Origin of the sequence: Paenibacillus marchantiae (assembly GCF_028771845.1) — a bacterium.
Taxonomy (GTDB): Bacteria; Bacillota; Bacilli; order Paenibacillales; family Paenibacillaceae; genus Paenibacillus; species Paenibacillus marchantiae.
The window spans coordinates 2,909,476-2,924,321 of the sequence record NZ_CP118270.1; the positions used below are offsets into that span (position 1 = coordinate 2,909,476).

Annotated in this window: 25 protein-coding genes and 2 pseudogenes; 25 read left to right on the top strand and 2 right to left on the bottom strand. The window is 42.8% G+C overall.

Annotated features, from left to right (window positions below; all coding sequences use genetic code 11):
- Window positions 1-14: 14 nt before the first annotated feature.
- The gene (locus PTQ21_RS13350) at window positions 15-521 is read right to left on the bottom strand and encodes a PTS sugar transporter subunit IIA (protein ID WP_274570178.1); all 507 of its coding nucleotides are present in this window, start codon (window positions 519-521) and stop codon (window positions 15-17) included.
- Window positions 518-1,402, bottom strand: coding sequence for a PRD domain-containing protein (locus PTQ21_RS13355; protein WP_274570180.1), 885 nt, complete (start codon window positions 1,400-1,402; stop codon window positions 518-520). Before PTQ21_RS13355 ends, PTQ21_RS13350 begins: the two co-directional genes overlap by 4 nt.
- Window positions 1,403-1,681: 279 nt before the next feature.
- Here PTQ21_RS13355 and PTQ21_RS13360 point away from each other — a divergent pair.
- From PTQ21_RS13360 to PTQ21_RS13480, 25 genes and pseudogenes are all read left to right on the top strand, one after another.
- Window positions 1,682-1,834 (top strand): annotated as a pseudogene (locus PTQ21_RS13360) (IS1380 family transposase); the annotation flags it as partial.
- A 116-nt stretch (window positions 1,835-1,950) separates the two neighbouring features.
- The gene (locus PTQ21_RS13365; RefSeq protein WP_274570182.1) at window positions 1,951-2,379 is read left to right on the top strand and encodes a VOC family protein; all 429 of its coding nucleotides are present in this window, start codon (window positions 1,951-1,953) and stop codon (window positions 2,377-2,379) included.
- 20 nt (window positions 2,380-2,399) lie between these two features.
- A complete protein-coding gene (locus tag PTQ21_RS13370) occupies window positions 2,400-2,726 on the top strand; it encodes a DUF962 domain-containing protein (RefSeq protein ID WP_063564077.1) in 327 nt (108 codons plus the stop codon).
- A gap of 39 nt (window positions 2,727-2,765) precedes the next feature.
- Window positions 2,766-3,475 (top strand): annotated as a pseudogene (locus PTQ21_RS13375) (AAA family ATPase).
- Between the two features lie 34 nt (window positions 3,476-3,509).
- On the top strand, window positions 3,510-3,995 hold the full coding sequence (locus tag PTQ21_RS13380; RefSeq protein WP_274570184.1) for a DinB family protein: 486 nt from the start codon (window positions 3,510-3,512) through the stop codon (window positions 3,993-3,995).
- Window positions 3,992-4,480, top strand: coding sequence for a cysteine hydrolase family protein (locus PTQ21_RS13385; RefSeq protein WP_274570185.1), 489 nt, complete (start codon window positions 3,992-3,994; stop codon window positions 4,478-4,480). The genes PTQ21_RS13380 and PTQ21_RS13385 overlap by 4 nt, the downstream gene beginning before the upstream one ends.
- Before the next feature lie 205 nt (window positions 4,481-4,685).
- The gene (locus PTQ21_RS13390; RefSeq protein ID WP_274570186.1) at window positions 4,686-5,201 is read left to right on the top strand and encodes a GNAT family N-acetyltransferase; all 516 of its coding nucleotides are present in this window, start codon (window positions 4,686-4,688) and stop codon (window positions 5,199-5,201) included.
- Between the two features lie 85 nt (window positions 5,202-5,286).
- A complete protein-coding gene (locus PTQ21_RS13395; RefSeq protein ID WP_274570187.1) occupies window positions 5,287-5,748 on the top strand; it encodes an NUDIX domain-containing protein in 462 nt (153 codons plus the stop codon).
- 109 nt (window positions 5,749-5,857) lie between these two features.
- Window positions 5,858-6,460: a zinc dependent phospholipase C family protein gene (locus tag PTQ21_RS13400; RefSeq protein WP_274570188.1), complete on the top strand. Its 603-nt coding sequence runs from the start codon at window positions 5,858-5,860 to the stop codon at window positions 6,458-6,460.
- Window positions 6,461-6,943 (top strand): GNAT family N-acetyltransferase, encoded by a 483-nt coding sequence (locus tag PTQ21_RS13405; protein ID WP_274570189.1) that lies wholly within the window; start codon window positions 6,461-6,463, stop codon window positions 6,941-6,943. It abuts the gene before it with no gap.
- 39 nt (window positions 6,944-6,982) lie between these two features.
- Window positions 6,983-7,486, top strand: coding sequence for a DUF4188 domain-containing protein (locus PTQ21_RS13410; RefSeq protein ID WP_274570191.1), 504 nt, complete (start codon window positions 6,983-6,985; stop codon window positions 7,484-7,486).
- Window positions 7,487-7,536: 50 nt separating this feature from the next.
- On the top strand, window positions 7,537-8,055 hold the full coding sequence (locus PTQ21_RS13415; protein ID WP_274570192.1) for a hypothetical protein: 519 nt from the start codon (window positions 7,537-7,539) through the stop codon (window positions 8,053-8,055).
- Between the two features lie 123 nt (window positions 8,056-8,178).
- The gene (locus tag PTQ21_RS13420; RefSeq protein WP_274570193.1) at window positions 8,179-8,454 is read left to right on the top strand and encodes a hypothetical protein; all 276 of its coding nucleotides are present in this window, start codon (window positions 8,179-8,181) and stop codon (window positions 8,452-8,454) included.
- A gap of 227 nt (window positions 8,455-8,681) precedes the next feature.
- Window positions 8,682-9,083 carry a hypothetical protein gene (locus PTQ21_RS13425; RefSeq protein WP_274570194.1) on the top strand — a complete coding sequence of 134 codons (402 nt, stop codon included), beginning with the start codon at window positions 8,682-8,684 and terminating at the stop codon, window positions 9,081-9,083.
- 32 nt (window positions 9,084-9,115) lie between these two features.
- Entirely contained in the window at window positions 9,116-9,472 is a 357-nt protein-coding gene (locus PTQ21_RS13430) for an immunity protein Imm33 domain-containing protein (RefSeq protein ID WP_274570195.1), read from the top strand.
- A 47-nt stretch (window positions 9,473-9,519) separates the two neighbouring features.
- A complete protein-coding gene (locus PTQ21_RS13435) occupies window positions 9,520-9,930 on the top strand; it encodes a hypothetical protein (protein ID WP_090808474.1) in 411 nt (136 codons plus the stop codon).
- Window positions 9,920-10,255: a hypothetical protein gene (locus PTQ21_RS13440; protein ID WP_274570196.1), complete on the top strand. Its 336-nt coding sequence runs from the start codon at window positions 9,920-9,922 to the stop codon at window positions 10,253-10,255. Before PTQ21_RS13435 ends, PTQ21_RS13440 begins: the two co-directional genes overlap by 11 nt.
- Window positions 10,256-10,490: 235 nt before the next feature.
- Window positions 10,491-10,910, top strand: a complete 420-nt coding sequence (locus tag PTQ21_RS13445; RefSeq protein WP_274570197.1) for an HAD family hydrolase — start codon at window positions 10,491-10,493, stop codon at window positions 10,908-10,910.
- Window positions 10,907-11,167 (top strand): HAD family hydrolase, encoded by a 261-nt coding sequence (locus PTQ21_RS13450; protein WP_274570198.1) that lies wholly within the window; start codon window positions 10,907-10,909, stop codon window positions 11,165-11,167. Before PTQ21_RS13445 ends, PTQ21_RS13450 begins: the two co-directional genes overlap by 4 nt.
- Window positions 11,164-11,691, top strand: coding sequence for a hypothetical protein (locus PTQ21_RS13455; RefSeq protein WP_072734136.1), 528 nt, complete (start codon window positions 11,164-11,166; stop codon window positions 11,689-11,691). Before PTQ21_RS13450 ends, PTQ21_RS13455 begins: the two co-directional genes overlap by 4 nt.
- Before the next feature lie 38 nt (window positions 11,692-11,729).
- Window positions 11,730-12,578, top strand: coding sequence for an adenylyl-sulfate kinase (locus PTQ21_RS13460; RefSeq protein WP_090808480.1), 849 nt, complete (start codon window positions 11,730-11,732; stop codon window positions 12,576-12,578).
- Window positions 12,579-12,680: 102 nt separating this feature from the next.
- A complete protein-coding gene (locus PTQ21_RS13465; RefSeq protein WP_274570199.1) occupies window positions 12,681-13,247 on the top strand; it encodes a histidine phosphatase family protein in 567 nt (188 codons plus the stop codon).
- A 37-nt stretch (window positions 13,248-13,284) separates the two neighbouring features.
- Window positions 13,285-13,797 (top strand): nucleoside deaminase, encoded by a 513-nt coding sequence (locus PTQ21_RS13470; protein WP_072734133.1) that lies wholly within the window; start codon window positions 13,285-13,287, stop codon window positions 13,795-13,797.
- Window positions 13,794-14,171, top strand: coding sequence for a MerR family transcriptional regulator (locus PTQ21_RS13475; RefSeq protein WP_063564100.1), 378 nt, complete (start codon window positions 13,794-13,796; stop codon window positions 14,169-14,171). Before PTQ21_RS13470 ends, PTQ21_RS13475 begins: the two co-directional genes overlap by 4 nt.
- A gap of 33 nt (window positions 14,172-14,204) precedes the next feature.
- A complete protein-coding gene (locus tag PTQ21_RS13480; protein WP_274570201.1) occupies window positions 14,205-14,843 on the top strand; it encodes a Type 1 glutamine amidotransferase-like domain-containing protein in 639 nt (212 codons plus the stop codon).
- Window positions 14,844-14,846 lie beyond the last annotated feature (3 nt).

Consider the following 14,846-nt stretch of genomic DNA (forward strand, 5'->3'; position numbering starts at 1 on the left):
TTTTTAGATTCATGTTATTTGGGCAAGCTGACTTTCATGATAGTTCCCAAGCCCGCTTCTACGTTGCCATACGTCGGGTGTGACTCCCACGGCTGTTCTGCCGCATTCGCAACGATGACAGGGGTGATGACCGGATAACCAGCCGAAACGATAGCATTCAGGTCAAATTCGATCAGGGTCTGACCGACAGCGACCTGATCCCCGGTCTGCACTTGGGGTTTGAAGCCCTGTCCTTTCAGACTGACAGTATTCATACCGATATGCAGCAGCAGCTGTAGCCCAGAAGCATGCTCAATCATTACGGCATGATGCGATTTAATCAGGTGCACCACAGTGCCGTCGATAGGTGCGACCAGCCTGCCCTCCTGGGGAATCACTGCAACTCCTGGACCCATTAGTCCTTGCGCGAACGCTTCGTCAGGCACTTCTTCCAAACTGACGCAGGTTCCGGTGAGTGGGGAGACGACGGATATTGTCTCAGATGTTTTGGCAGATTTATTGTTTTTCCATTTCCAGATCATTGTGTGTTATCCTCTCTGTTGTTGGTTTTGGCTTGGGTTTGAAAAAGCCGGTATAAATGCATGGCGAGAAAAGCCGTTTCTTCCTCGGGTACCTCTGTACCCAAATCCTCGGCCATTACAGCACTTAGCTTTCTGGCCAGCTGGTATTCGGACGGATATTCATTTTTCACATATTGTGCGAAAGTGGGGGCCGTCATCGGCTGCTGATACAGGCGTTCCATGGAGAAGCGCAGGTGTATCAGGAGTCTTGCCTGGCTAAGGCTGCCCTGCTCAAAGCGAACGCCACCCTGCTCTTCAATAATGGACTGAAGCTTGCTGATCACATTGGATACCTTAACCAACTGTCCGACAGGGACGTGATTCACGGAGGAGTACACATGGTATGTCAGGAACCCGGCCTCATCCTCCGGTACCTCTACGCCAAATGCCTCTCCGATCATGGCCGCCGCTTCCGAGGCGATTTCGAATTCTTTCGGAAAACTGAGCTTTGTCTCCGTGAGGAAAGGATTCAGAATCTCCATCCCGTTGCGGATACGATATAAGGTGAACTGAATATGACTTGGAAGAGCAAGGTAGATCTTGTCATTCAGCTTGCCGGGAAACTGATCAGCGATGAGACGGATAATTCGGTCAGAGATGTCGATGACATTGGGGTCCAAGTCCTTCATCAGCTCCTGCGCCTGCCCCCACTCCTCCCGGTCCTCCAGCCGGAACCTTTTCTCAATCCGCGGATCATCGGACTGAATGGTGCTTTCCACCTTGAACGCAAATCCCAACCCTTTGCCGATCAGTACGTACTCCTTGGTATTCTGGTGCGACCGGGCCAGAACAATATTGCTGCCGACGACCCGCTCCACCTGCAGCATCATTCCTTTACTCACGGTTCACCGCCTCCTCGTTTCTAAAGTTAACGCTTCCAGGTCTCCGGAACGCAAAAAGAGCCAAGAAGCGAGTATAGTCTCATGTTCGCTTCTTGGCTCATGCCCTCTGGGGTGGTAACACGCCAATTCATTTTATGTTTTTATGCAGAACGTTCTTCCTACATAATATAGAAGCTGATCTGCCGCCGTCAACCATAATTTTGTCATCCGTCTGTTCGTCGTTTAATATAGGGAATGTGTAATTGAAAAGCTACCTTTCGCCATGAAAGACTGATGCGGGGAAGCAACTGCGTCTATTCGGCTTCGATGCTCATGGATTATACGGACTGCGCGCTTCTCGGGCACACCCGCTTTCTGCATATGAACGCTTTGCTATCCGATCCAGGCTATCAGATGGTCAAAGAAATCAAGCGATTCTCGGACGAAAGCACGTGACGAACGGCCTCAATCCCCGCTATCAAGGTCGTCCTTGGTACAAGGTGTGGTAGGAACGGGAGAACTCATCCACACTCCGAATTCATGTTAAAAAGATATGGGAGGAATAATTTATGGTTCCACAACGAGTGAGTCTGGTCACCATTGGTGCAATGCATCTGCCTGAGCTGCGTTCGTTCTATCAGAAGCTTGGGTGGAGTGAGACCGCAATCAGTTCAGATCAATACAGTGTTTTTGAAACAACAGGTGTATTGCTATCGTTATATCCCATTCAGGAGCTGGAGAAAGATACGGGGATGATATTCAGTGTATCTGATGGGTTGAAAGGAACGCTGCTGGCCATCAATGTGGATCAAGCGGAAGACGTTGATGATACCATTGCGAATATCCGCGCTGCCGGAGGCAATGTAATCAGAGAGCCATATGACGCTGCCTGGGGCGGGAGAATCGCTTATTTCCTGGACCCGGAGAATAACTGCTGGGAAGTCACTTGGAATCCAACCGCCGTATTTGATGAAAAAGGAGCCATGATCACATTTTAGGGTGAAATGAGTGTGACCGGATGTTGAATCGTGTTCGCAAAGATTTGCGTTATTATCTTCAGGAACATCAGGATCGGAACAACCTCATCTTGCATTATTTCGCATTTTTATCGGCGTTTGCGGCTTGGATTTTCTTGTTTATAAATTTTAAAGTCATGCTGGTTCTGGCACTTATCCATTACGCCCTTTCCTGGATTGGGCACTTCTATTTCGAAGGCAACAAACCGGCGGCATTCCGATATCCGCATATCGGTTTTTATGCCGGGTTCACCTGGTTTTTTATCAGGACCATTGAGATCATCACCCGCAAAGAAATCATCCATCCGTGGATCAATAAACAGGACTGAAACCACAGGAGTCGAACTTTATAAAATAGGAGTGTGTCTATGTATCTTCGAAGTGTGGAGTTACTGTCTGCTAAAGTCGAAAATCCGGATCAATATCCGTTTCATATACCGTCCATACAGTCATTAGAGCGATTGGAATTCAACAATAACATTACTTTCTTTGTTGGCGAAAATGGATCGGGCAAGTCCACGCTGCTCGAAGGCATCGCTCATCAATGTGGATTTAACACAGCAGGGGGCGGGAAAAATAATGCATTTGAGATTGATGCTGCTGAATCATCATTAGGTGACTATTTGCGTCTATCCTGGTTGCCCAAAATCACGAATGGTTTCTTCATGCGCTCGGAGTCTTTTTATCAATTTGCATCGCATGTAGAGAATTGGGGCCGGAGTCGCTCAAGTATTATGGTGGGCGTTCGTTGCATGAACAATCCCACGGGGAGTCTTTTCTCAATCTGTTCGTGAACCGATTCAATTCCAAAGGCATTTATCTGCTCGATGAGCCCGAAGCCGCCTTATCGCCAGCCCGTCAACTCTCCTTATTGCGCATTCTTCATGATCTATCAGGCACTTCCCAATTCATTATCGCGACGCATTCGCCGATTCTACTGGGATATCCGGGAGCATGCATCCTGAGCTTCGACGATGGGATTCAGGAAGTGGAATATGAGGATACAGAACATTATCAGATCACCCGCAGTTTCCTGGAAAACCGCGACCGGATGCTGAATGAGTTGTTCAAGGACTAATTGTTTTTATTTTGAAAGGAGACAGGAGCCGAACATGAGTATCAAATTGGTGCTGTTGGACCAACTCGCTGCCTGTCATCATGACAAGAGCTGGTTTGTGCCGCTGGATGAGATGTTACGTGATGTAACCGCTACGCAGGCCTTATCGCTGAATGATGAGGGGCAATCCATCTGGAGGTTGGTGAATCATCTGACTTTCTGGAATGAAACTTGGTTGGATCGGTTCATGAAGGGTGAAGTGGTTATGGACAATAGCATAAATAATGATGAGACGTTCATTATTAACCCATCCCAGGTAAGTGAAGAAGATTGGCAGAAAAGCATTGCACAGATTGGTGCAACATTTAGTCGTTGGATACAGGCTGTAGAGGAAAGTGATGATGCAAAATTAGGGATGACCATTCCATCGTACTTCAATGCCCCATGGTGGAATGTCATATCCAATCTGTGTATTCATAATGCGTATCATATTGGGCAGATCATGATGCTGAGAAAGAAAGTAAGAGGAGAGATGATATGAAAATAGGTTTTCTGATCGTGGATATGCAAGAGAGTATTGTACGAGATAAGTTAGATCAAAAAGCAATTGACCGCGCTTGTGAATATATCAATCATGTTGCAGACGTGCTTCGTTCGAGCGGCCATGTGGTAGCACATGTACAAGACGTGGAGGGTATGGAGGATTCAAATTCTGAGGCGTATCGTATTATTTCTGAGGTTGATGTGAATGAGAAGGATCTTAAGGTTACGAAGGAGAGCTCCAATGCATTCTGGCAGACAGACTTGGAGCAGATTCTGAAGAGTAACGGTGTAGAGCTGTTGATCATATCGGGATTTGCCGCCGAGGAATGTGTTCTGTTTACTTATAATGGCGCGATGGAGCGAGGATTTAGACCTGTCATGTTGCAAAATGGGATTCTAAGTACGCATTCCGAAACAGTGATCTCAACCTATAGAGACCGGAACGTGATTTCTTATCCTGTAGTTAATTATCTAATCAAATAAGTGAGATTACTCATGGACGCGACGATGTCGTGTCCGTTTTTGGTTACACATAACCTTTTATGATGGAAAGGATTCTTCATCGTTTAAATTAAATTTTACCTATATTTACTGGAGTTGAAGCGATACATTTAAGTGGTAAGCAGGGGCGTGATATGCAACTAAAGATGGGGAATTGTGGTTTATTAATAAAGTGAGGTGTAATGACATGAATGTACAGATCACCAGAATCGATAAAAGTCAGAAAGAATTATTTTTAAACTTGTACAACCTTTATCTGTATGATCTTTCTGAATTCTCGGGTGAGGATTTGCTAAAAGAGGGTAAATTCGATCCAACGAATACCTATCTCTATCTGGAACGGGCGGAATTACATCCGTTTTTTATTCTAGATGAAGGAAAGGTAATCGGATTTGTGCTGGTTTGCTCTCCTCCATATGTAGATGATGATGTCGACTATACAGTTCAAGAGCTATTTCTGGTCAAAAAGTATCGTGGACAAGGATTGGCAGCTCAAGCGGTTGATCTGGTGTTTGCACAATTTCAGGGTAGATTCAAAGTGGAGCAATTGGCTAATAACCAATCGGCTGTTTCATTCTGGAAAAAATACTATGAACATCATCACATTGAATATGTAGAGTCGGAGTATAGCATTGAAATTGAAAACATCGCTGGCAGCCATCGGATTCTGTCTCAAACCTTTCTACGTGCAAGAACGAACTAGATATTCGCATTTACCAATACATGGGTTATGATGAATCCAAAGGGTTACTAGTCGGGGCGTAAGCCATTAGAGAGGAGCATGACTAATGACAAGCCGAATTGTCGTTACTGGTGGAGCTATTATTCGTGATCATATGGGTAGAATACTGCTGCAAAAAAGATCAGATTATGGCGATTGGGGATTACCTGGTGGTGGTATGGAGCCCGGTGAGAGTATTGAAGAAACTATGATTAGAGAAGTAAAAGAAGAAACGGGTCTTGACGTGAGTTCATATGAACTGGCATCCATCTACACAGGTGAGAAAATGAAATATACATATCCGGATGGTAACGAGGTTGTATTTGTAATGTTCTTGTTCAACGTCACCGCGGAGTTGGATGGGAAACTTGATGATGATCAAACAACCCTTTTATTTAAAGATGAACAGAATGAATCGCTAGAGCTTGTTTTTAAAAGTCTAGATGAAATTGATATTTCCACAATCAACAAGGTACAGAAGCCTGTATTGGTAGATTTGATGCAAGGGGAACTCACAATTCTGCGTTAAGCCCTAGAGGATATAAAGAAGATCTGCAGAGGGAATAGGACAATATATTTCAAGAGTAAATATAAATCGCTATTTTAATAGAGATAGGAGCATTATTATGCCTTGGCCCATGGTTCATTTTGCAATCGCATCGGAATTATTATCTGATCCAACCCCTGAATTTATAGTGGGCAGTCTTGCCCCTGACTCCATTCATGTGAGAACGAATGAAAGAGCCGAAAAGGCAAAAACTCATCTTATGCCAGAGGCAGGACGTTTCGCAACAGACGAAGAGCTCAGGGCATTTTTCAATTCAAACAAGAAACGTGCGCAGAGTGAGCCTAAGTTCATGCAATATTTGTGCGGTTACATTTCTCATGTATATACGGATCGGGTTTGGACCTTCGAGATTTATCCCGCATTTGAGGAACATGCCAATGGAAGAAGTATTTATACGCAGGATGTTACGAAGCTGGAATTTATGATTTTGAGAAGAGGGTCTGATGGCCAGGATTTATTGAATAAGCTGGAAGCAGGTCAAGCGTTTGACTTAGGTGGATTGCTGGAGCAAGAGGTGTATCAGTATAGAAAAGAAAAAGTAGACTTTTTGAATAACTTTGAAAATGAGCCCTTAGATGATTTGAACATTTTATCTATGGAAGCTATAGAAGAGTTTATACAAACAACGGCCCAAAGACTTAGACAATTGTTTACAAAGTGGGAGGTATTCTAAATGGAAAAACGGATTAGCCTCGCCCCATATAATGAGAAGTACAATCAAGAGTTGGCTAATTTTTCGTTAAGTGATGAACAGGTTCAGTTTACTGCAATGCCTGTGAATGTAATTGAGGAAGCCTTCCATAATCCGAACAAATATCCGGTAGTGATTTTAAATGATGAGACTACAGTTGGTTTCTTCATATTACATAAAAATTCTGAATACGTAGAGGAAAGAGATACTTCCCGTACAATACTGGTACGTGCTTTATCCATTACGTTGGAACATCAGGGGAACGGGTATGCATTGGCTGCGATGAGGGAACTTCCTACACTGGTTAAGCAGCTTGATCCGAAGGTCGATGAAATTATTTTAGCTGTGAACGAGGGGAATATTGCAGCACAAAAGCTGTATCTAAAAGCAGGTTTTTTGGATATGGGCGAGCGGAAAATGGGCATCAAAGGTCTTCAACTGATTTTGCAATATAGAATGGTGTAGGGATGAAGTACGGCAAACAAGATGAAAAGGAGGAGTAATGTGGCAAACATACACAAGGGAAGATATTCGGCTGAGATCGATGGCGAGTTTGTTGTTTTTATTATTGGAATGAGAGTTAATCGCCTGTGGGCCATACATAAGTGGTTACCTGTTTTTAAATCCATGGGCCCGATGATCAAAGAACTGTATATGAACCCAGATACCGGGTTTCTGGGGACGGAATTTTTTATGAGCTGGCGTGGAGTGACTCTGCTGCAATATTGGAGATCTTATGATGAATTGGAGAAATACGCACGCGGTGGCCTACACTTGGAGGCTTGGAAACGATTTAACCAATCCATTGGAGCGGATGGAAGCGTGGGGATTTATCATGAAACGTACAAAGCTCAATCCGGTTCATATGAGACCATCTATGCGAATATGCCCAAATTCGGGTTGGCTAAAGTGTCTAACTATGTTCCAGCGACAGGCAGGAAAGAAACGTCCAGACGTAGAATGGGTGGAGAGAGTGATCCCGCAGTAGAAACACCAAAGAATCCTTAACATATGACTAGTGAAGTTCGAATGTACAATCATCGCAAGTAGAGAGGGGCATGTTATTGAAAGTTAATGTCAAACCAGAAGATTTAGGCTCTGAGCAGCTTAGCTGGCTGTGCGTCCAACCGATGTTGATCTCCGTTCGGGGTAAAGATGTTGCAGCAAAAGTAGAGGTATATCGGCGATTACATGAAGGACAACAAGCGATATTTTTGTTCTATTCCTATCATAACCATACCAAGAGCTTGGCGGAGTTTTATTGGTTTTCGGCGTACAACATTATCGACATGAAGAGCTGGAATGGAATTAAAAACGGGATGCACTATTTTAACCAAGATGAAATGGTAACTCTGTTGGACGACATCGAGCGTTTGATTACAGATAAAAATAAAGATGGAGACACGTGGCGTGAGGTCCTGCCTGCGGATTTGGAGAAAGACCCAATCCTGCTGCAAAGAACGGAAGAACTATACGCTAAATATCGAGCCGCTGCTCAGGAAGCTATTTTACACATGAATGAAATAATTCGGCAAAATCAGGAGATGTATCTGGAGATTACGGAGATCAACGCCTAAATTAATCTCAAAATATAAGGAGTGATCTTTCATGAAATCTCCAGGTGGATCTATTTTTCCTTATTATTATAAAGGTGGAGAAATCCATTCAAGCATAAGGACCAAGATAAGCTTTTCGATGTGATGAGACAAGAAGAGGCTTTCATCTTAGGGATCAATAAAAAGCTCAAGGTTTGGGTGGATATGTATGAGACGAAGATTACCAAAGGAGTCTTGGATCAGTTAATCTGCAACATAAATAATCTCAAAGATCATGTGGATAAGCTCTCATTTGTAGGACTATCAGGGATGAATCGTTGGAAATTGAAAAGAAGATTGAAGAGCCTGGGGATGGGGCAACCTGTATCATTTTATGCTGATCCTGAAGAGGCAAAGACATGGCTGATAACGGATCGATGATTTGATCTTTAGTAGTAGGTGTGGGGATAGGTCAATAGAAGAACTACTCTTCATAGAGTAGTTCTTTTTTTCGTGATTTTGAAGGCGAAACTAGTCTGTGTTAATTCGAAATTCTTCTAACATAACAAGTACTTCACACAATTCAATTCTATTTCTATGCTAGAATGGATAGCAGGAAAAAAGCGGAAGAATTAAACAATATTCTGAAGTAGGCAAGGGGTACTGAAATGAACGAAGAAGAGATCTTGGAGTTGTACGGTTTAGATCCAGATACCAGACATAGGGAGCAAATCAGAGAGTTGTTGCAGCAAGAGATTGAGAATCAAGAGGCAGTGGATCATGAGTATCTCAAAACCTTATGTATTATGTTATTCTGCATCGGAAATGTAGAGGACACTGGGCTGATCTGGCAGGCAAAACGCAAGAATCAGGATACGGGCAGTTATATTAATGTGCAGCTTCTGTGTGGTGCCGGTTATGAGAAGACAGTGACTTATCTGGAGCAGAATCTCGAGGACTCAGCGGGAGAGCAGTTGAATTATCTTAGACAGTGTGAGCCATATGATTTTGTTGATTTTTCCAAAGAGGAGTGGGTCTCTACCTATAAAAAATATTATGAAATACCTTAGCTATATCCAACATGTGAGAAATGAGATGATCAATGATGACAAATGCTGCATCCATCCAGGAACAGATTCAGATGTGCCAGAAATATAGCGCAGACTATGTACCCAGTGAACTGCACCATAAGATCGGAATCGCCTGGAACGTCAAAGAGAAGTTGGAACCGATCCATGGAATGCGTATTCAGCCCGATGGAGATACAACCGGATGGTATATTTGGGCAGAAAATTACTCGGATACAGATGATTTTTTTGTACCTTTACATGTAACACACATCGATGACTGGGACCCAAAAATTAAGAAGTACCTCGGACTTGCGCCGGGATGGCGGTTTGTGATTGCAGAAGATTATGAGGATGTATGGTTTGATGGGCAGTTGCTTAACAGATTATAAGCAGAGCAACCAATGAGTTAAAATGGAACTTTGAAAGGGGTCATAAAATGGCAAGTGTGCATGATAACATCATATTAAGTTACGAAGTCGATTTGGAGAATGAGAAGATTAGGATGCGTACACGTTCGCATCATCCTGAATTGCATGGTGATACGGATATCCTTTTCTCGGATGTATTGGCACATTCATTTGATACTCCGTTGCAAGGCAGCATTATCTTCGATATTGACGACGTTGGTTTGGATTATTTTATTAGTTACAATCGCGATTTGTTGGAGAAAGGGAAAGGTCAGGGCTGGCCTATCATGTATGAAACTGATGAAGAACTGGAAACCAAGTTGCTCGAGGGGGAATATCTGTACTTTGTCATTACATCATCATATGGATTAAGTGGATGGGTATTGGCTAAAAAGCTTGAAATGATAACAAAGATACGGAATGAAAAAGATGAAGAATAGATTTGGTTATGAACCGAACTTGATCCGTAAAATACTAGTTATGAGTCTTGTCATTTTAGTTGTCATTATGATTATTACCAATCCATCCAGAACAGATTTCTATAAATGGCTGGAAAGCGAGCATGGTATACATGTCTCCTACGACATCAATGAAACGACGTATACACAGATCACGAACGGCCAGGAAAAAAGTCTTAATTTCAGAAGCGGGCATATACAGCATGTGGGAATCTTTACTACGTATAATGAGACTTTTATGGATGTTGAGGGTAATGAGATCAACATTAAAGCCACTGGTGTAATGAACATGTTTTTTAAAAGATAGTTGGTTGCTGTTCAGATGTTGGAAAGGGGTTATACATACCACGCTTCTTTGTATGATGAAAACATGCAGAGCATCGTGGTTTTTGTGTTGAGCAGAATTAGTAAGGAGGGGGCGGATTTCGTTATTTGGTTCATTCGCAAATTCCACATTATGGGTTATGATGTACCTACAGAGAAAATTTAACATACATAGGAAGTTTTTTGGGGATTGAGATTATTCCAGTGGGAGGAATAGAATGAAAGCCATTTTCCTTGATTTCTATGGGACAGTTGTTCATGAAGATGATGACATTCTTCCTGTGATTTATAAACAAGTTCAAGCGACAGCGCAGGTGGAATGTACAACGGATGAGATCGGTGCTTACTGGTGGAAGGCTTTTTCAACATTGTTTTATGCAAGCCACGGCAGCCAGTTTACCACGCAAAGAATGCTGAATGTGCAATCTCTGGCAGAAACGCTTCTCCATTTCAAATCGGATCTACAAGCTGAGTCACTTAATCAGGAACAGTTGGCACATTGGCGTAACCCTGGCATATTTGCTGATTCAATTCCCTTCCTTCATTCTCTTAAAATTCCAGTATATATCCTGTCCAATATCGATACTGATGACGTGAAAGCTGCAATGAAGGCACATATCATTGAAGAGGCGGAGTGATTACCAGTGAGGATGTTCGTTCTTATAAACCAAGGTCAGAGATGTTTGATGAAGCGATCAACAGGTATGGTTTGCAGCGAGATGAGGTGATCCATATAGGCGATTCTCTGGTAAGTGATGTACAAGGAGCGCAAAATGCGGGAATTAAGGCTATCTGGTTGAATCGAAAAGGAAAACTCAAACCGCAACAGATTACACCGGATTATGAGTGCAAAGATCTTGGCGAAGTTGTGCATATGTTGGAGGCTTGGATATGAAAAAGTTAACCGTGTTGTCGTTATTATTTCTGTTCTTAATCGCCTGTCAGGATAAAACAACCCATGAAGCTGTACAGAAACCAACGATTCCTGTGACGGAAAGCGTTACTGATGAAGCAATCGAGCAGAAGGACGATGAAGCAGAAGCACCCAAAAAAGACAAAGGCATCCCTCCTGTTTACCTTGATGAAACGAAGTACACAGGTGATGAACTGGAAATCGTCAAACTGATGAACGATCGCATGCGTTATATGTGGGAAGAGGATGAGAAGGGCTATATGAGCCTTTTTGATCCACAATCGCCAGTCTCGGGCATGCCAGTCTCAGGATTTTCAGGTTTTAAAGTTCGCAAGATCATCTCTATGAGTGATATCAACATTCGAGAGCAAAAGAAGCTTTATGAAGCACTTGTGATGGTTACTGAATTAAGAGAGAACGAGGAGGAGGCCAGCTCTAGCATGGTGTTTAGGAAAAAGAAAGCGGATGGCGATGCTGCGAAGTGGATCTTTGCAGACATCGATTAACAACGACTGAATGAAAAGAAGTTAAGGGTGATGAAATCATGACAAAACAATTGATACTTATTGAGGGATTACCGGGTTCAGGAAAGTCGACGATTGCCAAGATGGTTTCCGAGATTCTGACTGAGCATGGCAAAAAGGTGCAACTCATCCAGGAAGGGAATCTGGATCACCCTGCTGATTATGATGGTGTGGCCTTTTATTCTGCGGAAGAGTTCAGATCTTTGGTGGATGCTCAGGAGACGTGTAAACATATATTGGAGAGCAGAGCAACAGCCTATCAAGAGGGTTTTCTGATTCCTTATCGCAAAATGAAAGAGGAATTCGGAGTGGATTTCCCCGATCATGTGGTGCAGGAGATATTTAGCAAAGATATTTACGAACTACCTTTTGAACAAAATGTGAAGCTGATCACCGAAAAATGGCGGAGTTTTACCGAAAGCGTGATAAGTGCGGATGATGATTCCATCACCATATTCGAATGTTGTTTCATTCAAAATCCACTGACCATAGGTATGGTGAAATACAATCAATCCAGAGAAGAAAACGTGCAATATGTTTTGGAATTGGAGCGCATCGTTCAACTATTAAATCCGCTATTAATTTATGTACATCAGCAGGATCTTGCGCACACCTTTGACAAGGCAATCCAGGAAAGACCCAAGGAATGGTCAGATGGATTCATACAATACTACACAAATCAAGGATGGGGACTCGCGAAAGGATATCACGGTGTTGAGGGCACGGTGAAGGTTCTTCAGGCAAGAAAAGAGTTGGAGACCGAGATTTATCAGTTACTGAAGATGGACAAACACTGGCTGGACAATTCGGAATATAACCGGGCTGCTTGTCAGGAGGAACTGGTGAAGATCCTGAAAGTTTCACTTTGAGATACTAAAGTACAAGTACAAGATTTCTTAGCACGGCAATACAATACATAACGGAGGTTTATTTTTATGTTATTTCTTGAGGCAACGAAATAGGAGGAGCTTATGGATCTCACATTTATTCGTCATGGTCACGCTGAACATTTGCTTCATTATCCTCATCAGCTAAACCAGTTGCATCCGGGACTTACTGAACAAGGAAAGAGGCAGGCCACTGAATTACGAAAGCAGATTAAAATCTTACCGGAAGACATCGTTTTGGTGAGTCCTACGAAACGAACGATAGAAACGGCATTCCTCTTAACCTCAAGCGATAAACTGACAGTCTGTCTACTCGTTGGCCCGAGAATGTTCCCTCAAAATCCGGAGTTCTCTGTTCTGCGCTGTGATCAAATCTATTCGAAAGACGAATTAAATGCTCATTATACAGGGTTGCAAATTCTTGATTTTGAACTTGACTGCTGGTTGGATGGGATTAATCGAATGGAAGAACATCTATTTGAGGTTTATGCTGGACAGCTAATTCAATGGTGCAGAAAGCAGGGCGGGAGTACTTTTATCATTTCACATGATGGTATGATAACAAGTTATAGAGCTTTTCTTGGAGAGCAGGGGTTAACCCGAAGTGACTTTCTAGGCGAAGCGGGGCATTACACGATTAGAGATCTGTAATATAGAAGGTCAGTATTTAAACTAAGGGGGATTTTTCGTGAGGTTATCGGACTATGAATATTTAGTTTTGGCTCTGGAAGAGGCAGATCAGGCGCTAATAGAAGGAACCTATCCGATTGGAGCGATAATTGTGGATGCGGATGGGGATGTCGTGAGTAAAGGAAGAAACCGAGTCTTCTCTGAATGTGATCCCACCGCACACGCTGAAGTCGATGCTATCCGTCAGGCAGGGCAACATTTGCTGGATGTAAGTAAGAAGCGATACACGAAGAATGACCTGACCCTCTACTCCACCTGTGAACCTTGTCCCATGTGTTCAGGCACTATATTAATGTCGGGAATTAAGAAGATTGTATGGGCAGCGGATGATGAAGGGTATGGCGGGCTTAGACGTTTTAAGGAGGGCCCTCATTTTATCCATCTGTTCGACACACTTTCTTGTGTTGCAGCACCATATCTTGATTTGGAAAATAGACAGCGAGCATTGCTTGCCCAATGGAATATTGGTAGAGGTTTGCTTAATACAGAGTGGGAGACTCCCAAACAATGAAATCCATTCCGATCTCCATTTTACTAGCCAGTGTCATTTTGGGAATATCGTTCATAGTTGGCTGCCTGTTGCTATCAAATCAGGGGAGAGCTAGTGAATCGACTCAGGCAGTGGAACAGGATGTGCCGAACAATAATAAAACATTAATGACGATCCAAGAAACGGCGGAGTATCTGAGTATGACTAAAGAACAGGTGATGGACATTATTAAGGCCGAACAAGGAAGTTTCTCGGCATCGGGTTTCTTTGAAGGAAAAATGTTTCCTTTCATCAAGGTTCAAGATCAATTTTTGGTTAGTAGAATCGAGTTGGAATTGTGGGCTCAGGACGCATCTTCAAGTCATAGAAGGTATATTAATGGGCAGATGTATTAAGTAATCTGGAGATTAAGAAAGGGAGAAATTCAAATGACCAAGCTGGTTTTGTTAAGTGACTTATATTTCGAATCTAACCACGAACTAAATCAGAGGATATTGAGTTTGTTCAACTCTGACCAGCCTTCCATCGGTTATGTGCCTTCGTGTTCCGACCCGGGACGGAACTATTTCGAGCATACGAGACGTTACTATAATCAACTGGGAATCAAATCAATTGATTATTATGATCTAGACCTAGAATATGAGGAAAACAGATTCAATACGATTTTTGAAACCGACGCGATTCATTTATCTGGAGGGAATACATTTTATTTTCTAAGTTTATTGCAGAAGAGAAATGCAATGGGATTGTTGCGTTCCTATGTGCTTAAAGGTGGCATTCTGATTGGAGTTAGCGCGGGTAGTATTCTAACTACACCAACGATTGAAATGGCCGGATATGGTAAAGATGCAGACGAGAACCATGTTGGATTAATGGACAAGCAGGCTCTGGCGCTCGTTGATTTTGAATTTTCACCACATTGGGATGGAACGGAAGAAGCTCTGGAATCATTACGAGATTACGCGCGTGCCAACTCTACAACAATCTATGCTTGCAAAGAAGGTAGCGGGATTATTATCAATGGTGAAGTGGTAGAGTCATATGGCGATGCATATCGTATAAACTGAAAA

Bases quoted from the DNA above. Each gene is read 5' to 3' on its own strand.
- PTQ21_RS13380 (WP_274570184.1), top strand. From the start codon at position 3,510: ATGAGTATCAAATTGGTGCTGTTGGACCAACTCGCTGCCTGTCATCAT.
- PTQ21_RS13370 (WP_063564077.1), top strand. From the start codon at position 2,400: ATGTTGAATCGTGTTCGCAAAGATTTGCGTTATTATCTTCAGGAACAT.
- PTQ21_RS13460 (WP_090808480.1), top strand. From the start codon at position 11,730: ATGACAAAACAATTGATACTTATTGAGGGATTACCGGGTTCAGGAAAG.
- PTQ21_RS13445 (WP_274570197.1), top strand. From the start codon at position 10,491: ATGAAAGCCATTTTCCTTGATTTCTATGGGACAGTTGTTCATGAAGAT.
- PTQ21_RS13435 (WP_090808474.1), top strand. From the start codon at position 9,520: ATGGCAAGTGTGCATGATAACATCATATTAAGTTACGAAGTCGATTTG.
- PTQ21_RS13395 (WP_274570187.1), top strand. From the start codon at position 5,287: ATGACAAGCCGAATTGTCGTTACTGGTGGAGCTATTATTCGTGATCAT.
- PTQ21_RS13415 (WP_274570192.1), top strand. From the start codon at position 7,537: ATGTTATTGAAAGTTAATGTCAAACCAGAAGATTTAGGCTCTGAGCAG.
- PTQ21_RS13480 (WP_274570201.1), top strand. From the start codon at position 14,205: ATGACCAAGCTGGTTTTGTTAAGTGACTTATATTTCGAATCTAACCAC.
- PTQ21_RS13350 (WP_274570178.1), bottom strand. From the start codon at position 521: ATGATCTGGAAATGGAAAAACAATAAATCTGCCAAAACATCTGAGACA.
- PTQ21_RS13385 (WP_274570185.1), top strand. From the start codon at position 3,992: ATGAAAATAGGTTTTCTGATCGTGGATATGCAAGAGAGTATTGTACGA.
- PTQ21_RS13425 (WP_274570194.1), top strand. From the start codon at position 8,682: ATGAACGAAGAAGAGATCTTGGAGTTGTACGGTTTAGATCCAGATACC.
- PTQ21_RS13465 (WP_274570199.1), top strand. From the start codon at position 12,681: ATGGATCTCACATTTATTCGTCATGGTCACGCTGAACATTTGCTTCAT.
- PTQ21_RS13365 (WP_274570182.1), top strand. From the start codon at position 1,951: ATGGTTCCACAACGAGTGAGTCTGGTCACCATTGGTGCAATGCATCTG.
- PTQ21_RS13400 (WP_274570188.1), top strand. From the start codon at position 5,858: ATGGTTCATTTTGCAATCGCATCGGAATTATTATCTGATCCAACCCCT.
- PTQ21_RS13455 (WP_072734136.1), top strand. From the start codon at position 11,164: ATGAAAAAGTTAACCGTGTTGTCGTTATTATTTCTGTTCTTAATCGCC.
- PTQ21_RS13475 (WP_063564100.1), top strand. From the start codon at position 13,794: ATGAAATCCATTCCGATCTCCATTTTACTAGCCAGTGTCATTTTGGGA.
- PTQ21_RS13420 (WP_274570193.1), top strand. From the start codon at position 8,179: ATGAGACAAGAAGAGGCTTTCATCTTAGGGATCAATAAAAAGCTCAAG.
- PTQ21_RS13430 (WP_274570195.1), top strand. From the start codon at position 9,116: ATGATGACAAATGCTGCATCCATCCAGGAACAGATTCAGATGTGCCAG.
- PTQ21_RS13405 (WP_274570189.1), top strand. From the start codon at position 6,461: ATGGAAAAACGGATTAGCCTCGCCCCATATAATGAGAAGTACAATCAA.
- PTQ21_RS13390 (WP_274570186.1), top strand. From the start codon at position 4,686: ATGAATGTACAGATCACCAGAATCGATAAAAGTCAGAAAGAATTATTT.
- PTQ21_RS13440 (WP_274570196.1), top strand. From the start codon at position 9,920: ATGAAGAATAGATTTGGTTATGAACCGAACTTGATCCGTAAAATACTA.